The organism is Halochromatium sp. (assembly GCF_054919635.1).
The window spans coordinates 1-2,642 of sequence record NZ_JBUDPI010000449.1; the positions used below are offsets into that span (position 1 = coordinate 1).

At 63.6% G+C, this 2,642-nt stretch carries 3 protein-coding genes; all 3 read left to right on the forward strand.

The annotated features are described in order from the left end of the window. Positions 1 to 988 (forward strand): NAD(P) transhydrogenase subunit alpha (locus tag ACY693_RS18090; protein ID WP_462323204.1); only part of this gene is annotated, 988 nt, incomplete at its 5' end. Positions 989 to 1,065: 77 nt separating this feature from the next. Beyond that, the gene (locus ACY693_RS18095) at positions 1,066 to 1,359 is read left to right on the forward strand and encodes a proton-translocating transhydrogenase family protein (RefSeq protein ID WP_462323205.1); all 294 of its coding nucleotides are present in this window, start codon (positions 1,066 to 1,068) and stop codon (positions 1,357 to 1,359) included. Between the two features lie 6 nt (positions 1,360 to 1,365). Next, positions 1,366 to 2,642, forward strand: a 1,277-nt coding sequence (locus ACY693_RS18100; protein ID WP_462323206.1) for an NAD(P)(+) transhydrogenase (Re/Si-specific) subunit beta, incomplete at its 3' end; no start/stop codon positions are given.

The following is a 2,642-nucleotide window of genomic DNA, read 5'->3' on the forward strand; positions in this document are numbered from 1 at the left end:
TGAGACCGGTGCCGGGGTCGCCGCTCACTACACCGACGCGGCCTTTACCGAGGCCGGCGCCCGGATTGTCGAGCGTGACGCCTGTTTCGCCGCCGATATTGTGCTCAAGGTGCGTCGTCCCAGCGAGGATGAGGCGGATGCGCTGCGCTCGGGCAACGTCTACATCAGTCTCGTCGAGGGCTGCGGCGAGGACCCGCTGCTCTCGCGCATGGTCGAGAACGGCGTGCAGGTGCTGGCGATGGAGCGGATGCCGCGTATCTCGCGCGCGCAGTCGATGGATGCGCTCTCGTCACAGAGCAATATTGCCGGCTATCGCGCCGTCATCGAGGCAGCCGCTCATTATGGGCGCTTCTTGCCGATGATGATGACCTCTGCCGGCTCGGCCAAGCCGGCGCGGCTCGTCGTGCTCGGTGCCGGTGTCGCTGGCCTGCAAGCGATTGCCACCGCGCGCAGGCTCGGCGCCGATGTCTTTGCCTATGACGTGCGTCCCGAGACCAAGGAGCAGATTGCATCGCTTGGCGCCAAGCCGATCGAGCTCGACCTTGGCGAGAGCGGCGCCGGCGAGGGTGGCTATGCGAAAGAGCTCTCAACCGAGGCCAAGGCGCGCCAGCAGCAGCTGCTGGCCGATGAGCTGGCCAAGGCGCATGTGATCATCACCACGGCACTGATCCCCTGCCGGCCGGCGCCCGAGCTGATCACCACCGAGGTGGTCGAGCGGATGCGCACCGGCTCGGTCATTGTCGACCTGGCTGCCGCGAATGGCGGCAATTGCAAGCTCTCTGAGCCGGATCAAGTCATCGAGCATCAGGGTGTCATCATCGTTGGTCACACCAACTATCCGTCGATGGTGCCGGCCGATGCGAGCGCCTTCTATGCCAAGAATCTCTCGAACCTACTCGAGATCATGGTCGACGTATCTGACGCTGGACCGACCCTCAAGGACCTGACCCAGGACGAGATCACCGCCGCCATGTTGGTTCAGGGCTGAAGTCCAGGGCGCAAGCCTAGGGGCTTGGCCGGAGCTGATTTGCAGCCGCTTACCCACCTTCAACCGGAGTCCCACGGATGCCTGAATCCATCCTCGCGCTCTACGTCTTCGTGCTCGCCTGCTTTATCGGCTACTACGTGGTCTGGGGCGTTACCCCTTCGCTGCATACGCCGCTGGTGGCCCTGACCAATGCTATCTCCGGCATCGTGCTGGTTGGCGCTTTGTTGGTCACCGGGCTTGAAGAGGCTGGCATCGCGGCCTCCTTCTTCGGCTTTCTCGCGGTGCTTCTGGCGACCATCAACGTCTTCGGCGGTTTTCTGGTGACCCATCGGATGCTGTCGATGTTCAAGAAGAAGCAGAAAAAGGGCTGATCACTCATGGACCTGACGCTGTCTCCGACCGCCCAGGCGCTGGCCTATCTGGCCTCGGCGATCCTGTTCATCTTCGCCCTCAAGGGGCTGACCCATCCCGCGACGGCGCGGCGCGGCAATCTGTTCGGCATGCTCGGCATGGCGATCGCGATCGGCGCGACCCTCGCAGGCGCCGAGGTCCAGGGCTATTGGCTGATCGGTTTTGCCGGCGCCATCGGCGCGGTGATCGGCATCGTCGTCGCGCTGCGCATCCAGATGACGGCGATGCCGCAGCTGGTCGCGGCGCTGCATAGCTTTGTCGGCATGGCTGCGGTGCTGGTCGCGATCGGCACCTTCATCAATCGTGCCCAGGCTGATGCTCTCAACGCCCTGCTCATGGGCGAGCTCTCGGCTGGCATCGTGATCGGCGCGATTACCTTTACGGGCTCAGTCATCGCCTTTGCCAAGCTGCAGGGGATCATGTCTGGCGCGCCGATCAAGTTCATCGGCCAGCATGCACTGAACGCGCTGATCGCCGTGACCACGATCGCGTTGGCGGTGCACTTCGCCAACACCGGGAGCTGGGTCTCACTGGTGCTGATGACGCTCTTGGCCTTTGCCCTTGGTGGCACCCTGATCATCCCGATCGGTGGCGCCGACATGCCGGTGATCATCTCGATGCTCAACAGCTACTCGGGCTGGGCGGCGGCTGCGACAGGCTTCACGCTGCACAACAATCTGCTGATCATCGTCGGTGCGCTGGTTGGCTTCTCCGGTGCCATCCTGTCGTACATCATGTGCCGGGCAATGAACCGCAGCATCATCAATGTCATCTTCGGTGGCTTCGGTACTGATAGCAGCGGTGGTGATAGTGCTGGCGCGGTTGCGGCGGAGAAGGGCGTCAAGTCGGCGTCGGTCGAGGACGCCGTCTACTGGATGGAAGACGCTGGCAGGGTCATCGTCGTCCCCGGCTACGGCATGGCCGTGGCTCAGGCCCAGCACGCGCTCAAGGAGATGATGGAGCTGCTGCAGGCGCGCGGCGTCGATGTGAAGTTCGCGATCCACCCGGTCGCGGGCCGGATGCCCGGCCATATGAACGTGCTGCTTGCCGAGGCCGACATCCCCTACGATCAGGTCCAAGAGATGGAAGAGATCAACCCGTCCTTCCCGAGCACCGACGTAGTGCTCGTGGTGGGCGCCAACGACGTCGTCAATCCGGCCGCGAAGGAGGACAAGACCAGCCCAATCTCCGGTATGCCGATCCTGGATGCCGGCAAGGCGCGGCAGGTCTACTTCCTCAAGCG